At 31.0% G+C, this 939-nt stretch carries 2 protein-coding genes; both read right to left on the reverse strand.

Features of this window, described 5'->3' with window-relative positions; translation table 4 throughout:
- Positions 1-70: 70 nt before the first annotated feature.
- Positions 71-454: a hypothetical protein gene (locus N1F73_RS03685; protein ID WP_260360156.1), complete on the reverse strand. Its 384-nt coding sequence runs from the start codon at positions 452-454 to the stop codon at positions 71-73.
- Between the two features lie 9 nt (positions 455-463).
- On the reverse strand, positions 464-939 hold a 476-nt coding region (locus N1F73_RS03690), incomplete at its 5' end, for an ImmA/IrrE family metallo-endopeptidase (protein WP_260360157.1).

The following is a 939-nucleotide window of genomic DNA, read 5'->3' on the forward strand; positions in this document are numbered from 1 at the left end:
TTTTTGCCATAACTATCCTTTCTCAACTCCTCGCACACGTGCACGCATAATGCGCGCTCACACGTGAGCATTAATCATTATTTGAGCTTTTACGTAATCGCTCTAATTCTCGAATATATTTTTTATAAATAACATAAAATTCGCCAATCTGCTCCATATCAATCTCTTGTGAATCTATAGTCTCTCACTTCTCTGATATCACGTTTTTTTCTTGTTTAAAAACATTAACTTTAAAATCAGAATAATATGAAATCTCTCAATTTCCATTTTTTAACTTCCTACTCATTTTCTTAGGATAGAAAAACTTATAACCTTCTCACTGATAACGATATTCTGGTAAATGCTCTTCCAGCATCTGTGGTAAAACCACTAAAATGGATTTTTCATTCTCAAAAACAACACTATTAATCCCACTAATAACTCTTTTTTCACCTCTACCTGCATTTTTATTCATCTCTTACCTCTACAAACTTAGCTTATTTTTTAAATTCTTTTTGCTTTTATTTTTGTCTTGATAAACATCGCCATTAGCTAAAAAATTGCTCTCGATTTCGCTAAAAATAGCCTTAGAAACTTCATTAACTTCGGTTAATAAATTTTGTTTTTCTTTTATGCTTGCACCCTTCGATCAACTTCGCATATATTTAAAACTGTGGTCCTTAGTATCTATTCCTAATTCTTTACCTACCACATACGCTGTCATCTCAGCTTGTAGCTCGCAACTAGGTCTTTCTAAATCTCTTAAACTATGTTTTAACTTCACATGAGCATACTCATGCAATAAAGTTTTTAAATTTTGTAAATCAGAGTTCAACTCATTCAAATATATTTTTACATTATCTTTATCATCTAAAGACGACATTCCCTTAACCTGACCTAAAGTCTCATTTTCTCTTATCACAGCATCATTATTTTTGATAATTGTCTCTTTTACTAATT

Origin of the sequence: Mycoplasma sp. HS2188 (assembly GCF_025209835.1) — a bacterium.
In the GTDB taxonomy this organism is placed as follows: domain Bacteria; phylum Bacillota_I; class Bacilli_A; order Mycoplasmatales; family Metamycoplasmataceae; genus Mycoplasmopsis.